The following is a 4589-nucleotide window of genomic DNA, read 5'->3' as shown; positions in this document are numbered from 1 at the left end:
GCGTGCCCCCCCGCTCTCCGCGGGGGCCGGCGCCCAGACCCCTCCCCCTGCCCCCCTCCCGCAAGGGGAGGGGGGACTCAAAAGGGGCAATGTGTGAGTGAGACATTCCCGAACCCGGACCTACGCAGCCGCCGCGACCGGGCCGAGATGGGCGGCGATGGCGCGGTCGATCGCCGCCAGCTCGTCCGCCGCCAGGCGCAGCTCTCCCGCCCGCGCGTTCGCCCGGGCCTGGTCGGCGTTGCGCGCGCCGCAGAGGGCGAAGGTGATGCCGGGCTGCGCCAGGGTCCAGGCGATCACCACATCGGCGACCTCCACGCCATGGTCGCGGGCGATGCCGCCGAGGTCGGCGGCGAAGGCCGCGACGAGGCGGCGATTCTCGGCCGAGAAGCGCGGGTTGGTGCGGCGCAGGTCGTCGCCGTCGAAGCTCCGGTCCGGCCCGATCCGGCCGGTCAGCAGGCCGAGCGCCAGGCTGGAATAGCTGATCACGGCGATGCCGGCCTGGCGGCAGGGCGGGATCAGCGTCTGCTCCAGCCCGCGGTCGAGCATGTTGTAGGCCTCCTGCACGCAGTCGACCGGTCCCGCCGCACGATAGGCGGCGAGGTCCTCGACGCTGGCGTTGCTGATGCCGATGGCCCGCGCCTTGCCCTCGGCCTTCAGCGCCAAGAGGGCCTCCATGGTCTCGGCGATCGGGGTCGTGGGGTCCTGCCAATGGGTGATCAGCACGTCGACATGGTCGGTGCGCAGGCGGCGCAGGCTGGCCTCCAGCTCCTGCCGCACCGACTCGGCGCCGAGATAGCGGTGGATGGTCTTGTCGTCCTGGCCGACGAAGGGACGGCCCTTGTCGGTGTCCCAGACCAGGCCGCATTTGGTCACCAGCACGACCTCGTCGCGCCGGCCCTCGACCGCCCGGCCGACCAGCGACTCCGCCCGGCCGAGGCCGTAGGCGGGCGCGGTGTCGATCAGGGTGACGCCGGCGTCGAGCGCGGCCCGGATCGCCGCGACCGAGGCGTCGTCGTCGCCGCCGCCCCACAGCCAGCCGCCCATGGCCCAGGTGCCGAGCCCCACCGCGCTGGCGGGGATCCCGCTGGCCCCGATCTCACGCTGCATCTGCATCCTTGCCCTCCAGCTTTTCGACGACCGCACGCGCCGTCCGGTCATCCGTGATCAAATGGCCCAGCGCGCCGCCGCGCAGCACCGCGGCGATGGCCTCGACCTTGCGGGCGCCCGAGGCGACCGCGATGCGCCGCGGGATCCTTGCCAGCTCGTCCAGCGTCAGCGCCACCAGCCGGCGGTTCGACGGGTGGTCGCAGGGCCGGCCGTCATGGTCGAGCAGATGGGCCAGGAGCTCCGCCTCGGCCCCGACGCGCGCGATCGCGCCGCGGTCGGCGGTGTCCGACAGGGTCAGGTAGGTGGCGTGCTCGTCGCGTACCGAGCCGATGCCGAACAGGGCGACATCGGCCGAGCGCGCCATGTCGAGCACGCTGCGGATGGTCGACACCGACAGCAGCGCCGCCCGCTCCGCCTCGTTGGCCGCGAAGATCGGGGCGTGCAGCTGGTAGGCCTTGCCGCCCAGCTTCTCGGCCAGGGCGACGGCGACATGGTTGACGTCGGTGCGGAACTTGCCCTGCACGCCGCCGGTCGCCGGCACCACGCGGACGTCATAGGCCCGCGGCGGGGCCAGCGCCTCGATCGTGGCGCAGAGGGCGACGCCGCCGGAGACGGCGATGGTCATGCCGTCGGCCAGGCCTTCCAGCAGCGTGGTCGCCGCCGCCTCGGCCGCCGATTTCAGGACGATGGCCGGGTCGGTCGAGACCGCGGGCACCGCCACCGCCGAATCGAGGCCGCCCAGGCGCCGCAACGTCGACGACAACCCCTCCTCCGCGTCGAAGGGCGAGCGGATGCGGATGTCGACCAGCCCCCGCTCATGCCCCTCGCGGATCATGCGGTTGACGCTGGCCGGCGAGATGCCGATCTCCGCCGCGATATCCGCCTGGGAGCGGTGCTCCTGGTAGAACATGACCAGGACGCGATGGATGTTTCGCAGTCTTTCGGATTCGCTGTAGAGCGGGCGCGGCATCGGTCTCAGCCCCGGGCTTTGTTCATGTTGAGGAGGTGATCGATCGTCACCGCCACCAGCAGAATGGCGCCGCGGATGATGTCCTGCCAGTACACCGGCACGTTGAGCAGGATCAGCGACGACGTGACCAGCGACAGCAGGGCCGCCCCCAGCACCGCGCCGGCGATGGTGCCGGACCCGCCGTTCAGGCTGGCCCCGCCGATCACCGCCGCGGCGATGACGCTGAGCTCCATGCCGACGCCGAATTGCGGGGTGGCCGCGCCGAACCGGGCCATGTAGATCACCCCGGCGATGCCGGCCAGGGTGCTGCACAGCGTGGCGCAGATGATCTTGGTGCGCTTGGTGTCGATGCCGGAGAAGCGGGCCGCCTTCTCGTTGCTGCCGGTGTAGTAGACCCGCCGGAACAGCACCGATTTGCGCAACAGCACGTCGAACACGGCGATCAGCGCCAGGAAGATCAGGATCACGAAGGGCAGGCCGCCGAGGCTGCCCTGGCCGACGAACTTGAATTCCTTCGGCAGCGAGAACAGCGACTGCGGCGTGCCCTGGGTCAAGAGCAGGCTGAGACCGCGGGTGATCACCATGAAGGCCAGCGACACGATGAAGAAGTGCAGCCCGATGCGGGTGACGCACAGCCCCATCAGGAAGCCGATGGCGCCGCAGGCCGCAACCGCGATCAGGCTGGCGGACCAGGGGTCCAGCCCGGCCAGGAACAGCGTGCCGCCGATCACCATCGACAGGCAGACCACCGACCCGACCGACAGGTCGATGCCGCCGACGATCAGCAGGATGGTCATGCCGATGACCACGATCCCCTCGATCGAGAAGGACAGGAGGATCGCCCGCATGTTCGACAGGGTCAGGAAATAGGGCGAGGCGAAGCTCATCGCCACGAACAAGAGGGCGATGATGGCCAGGAGGCCGAATTCGCGGACCCGGACCACGCGCATCATCGGCGCCACGGCGGCCATGCTCATCTGATGTCTCCCATGGCGGCGCGGCGCGGCGCGGCGGGTCCGCGTTCCTGGACAGCGAGGCCCGAGGCCAGCTGCATGATCGCCTCCTCGGTCATCTCGCCGGCCCTGAGCTCGCCGGCCAGGCGGCCTTCGTGCAGGACCAGGATGCGGTCGCTGATGCCGATCAGCTCCGGCAGCTCGGACGAGATCGCGACGATGCCGGCGCCCTGGTCGGCGAGCTCGCGCAGGATGGCGTAGATCTGCGCCTTGGCGCCGATGTCGACGCCGCGCGTCGGCTCGTCGACGAACAGCACGCGGGGGTTGACCGCCAGCAGCCGGGCCAGCGCCACCTTCTGCTGGTTGCCGCCGCTCAGCGTCGCCACCGGCTGGTGCACGCCGGCGCAGCGGATGCCCAGGCGCTGGCGCATCGCCTCGGCCAGCGCCGCCTCGCGCCGGCGGCTGACCATGACCGGGCCCGACACCAGCCGCAGGTCCAGCGACGAGACGTTCTGGGCGATCGACAGGTCGAGGAAGACGCCGTTGCCCTTGCGGTCCTCGCTCAGATAGACCAGCCCCTGGCGGATCGCGGCGGGATAGTCCCCCGGCGGCACCTCGGCGCCGTCGCAGGTGACCCGGCCGGACCCGCGCCGGGCCAGGCCGCAGATCGCCTGCACCGTCTCGGTGCGGCCGGAGCCGATCAGCCCGCCGAGGCCGACGATCTCGCCGGGCCGGACCTCGAAGCCGACGTCGCGGACGATGCCGCCGTCGGACAGGCCCTCGACCCGCAGCAGCGGGGATCCTGTGGCCGGGCCGCGGCGCGGCGGGTACAGGTCAAGCAGCGGCCGGCCGACCATCTTCGCCGCCACCTGCTCCGGCGTCGTCGCCGCGGTCTGCAACGTCTCGACATAGGCGCCGTCGCGGAACACGGTGATGCGGTCGGCGATGGCGAAGATCTCGGCCATCCGGTGGCTGATATAGATGATGCCGATGCCGCGGGCCTGCAGGCCGCGGATGATGGCGAACAGCGCCTCGGCCTCCGCCTCGGTCAGCGCCGCCGTCGGCTCGTCGAGGATCAGCACCCGGCAATTCAGGGTCAGGGCCTTGGCGATCTCGACGATCTGCTGGCTGGCGATCGGCAGCTCGCCGGCCCGGACATCGACCGGCACCGGATGCAGGCTGGCCAGCACCGCCTCGGCCCGCCGCTTCAGGTCGCGCGTGTCCAGCCACAGGCCGCGCCTGAGGCCGCGGCGGCCGTTGGTCTCGGCCATGAAGATGTTCTCGGCCACGGTGGCGTCGGGGCAGAGCGCGATCTCCTGGTGCACCAGCCCGATGCCCAGCGCCTGGGCCGCCGCCGGGCTGGGGATCCGCACCGGCCTGCCGTCCAGGCTGACCGTGCCGCGGTCGGGCTGGTGCACGCCGCCCAGCACGTTCATCAGCGTCGATTTGCCGGCGCCGTTCTCGCCCATCAGGGCGTGCACCTCGCCGGCCTGCAGCTCGAACCGCACGCCGGACAGCGCGCGGACCGGGCCGAAGCTCTTGGCGATGTCGTGGACGGA

At 71.6% G+C, this 4589-nt stretch carries 4 protein-coding genes; all 4 read right to left on the bottom strand.

All coding sequences use genetic code 11. The features are described 5' to 3' along the window. Positions 1–120: 120 nt before the first annotated feature. Entirely contained in the window at positions 121–1113 is a 993-nt protein-coding gene (locus tag AAHM41_RS39090) for an aldo/keto reductase (protein ID WP_342242040.1), read from the bottom strand. Then, positions 1097–2077 carry a sugar-binding transcriptional regulator gene (locus tag AAHM41_RS39085; protein WP_342242039.1) on the bottom strand — a complete coding sequence of 327 codons (981 nt, stop codon included), beginning with the start codon at positions 2075–2077 and terminating at the stop codon, positions 1097–1099. Before AAHM41_RS39085 ends, AAHM41_RS39090 begins: the two co-directional genes overlap by 17 nt. A 5-nt stretch (positions 2078–2082) precedes the next feature. Further along, positions 2083–3054: an ABC transporter permease gene (locus tag AAHM41_RS39080; protein WP_342242038.1), complete on the bottom strand. Its 972-nt coding sequence runs from the start codon at positions 3052–3054 to the stop codon at positions 2083–2085. Further along, a partial coding sequence (locus AAHM41_RS39075) for a sugar ABC transporter ATP-binding protein (RefSeq protein WP_342242037.1) occupies positions 3051–4589 on the bottom strand: 1539 nt, incomplete at its 5' end. The genes AAHM41_RS39080 and AAHM41_RS39075, both read right to left, overlap by 4 nt.

The sequence above is a fragment of the Inquilinus sp. OTU3971 genome (assembly GCF_038440215.1).
The sequence above is the reverse complement of the archived record's forward strand: the minus strand, read 5'-3'. Positions and strand labels throughout refer to the sequence as shown.

Excerpts from the sequence above, each read along its gene's own strand:
- AAHM41_RS39090 (WP_342242040.1), bottom strand. The coding sequence starts at position 1,113 with ATGCAGATGCAGCGTGAGATCGGGGCCAGCGGGATCCCCGCCAGCGCG.
- AAHM41_RS39085 (WP_342242039.1), bottom strand. The coding sequence starts at position 2,077 with ATGCCGCGCCCGCTCTACAGCGAATCCGAAAGACTGCGAAACATCCAT.
- AAHM41_RS39080 (WP_342242038.1), bottom strand. The coding sequence starts at position 3,054 with ATGAGCATGGCCGCCGTGGCGCCGATGATGCGCGTGGTCCGGGTCCGC.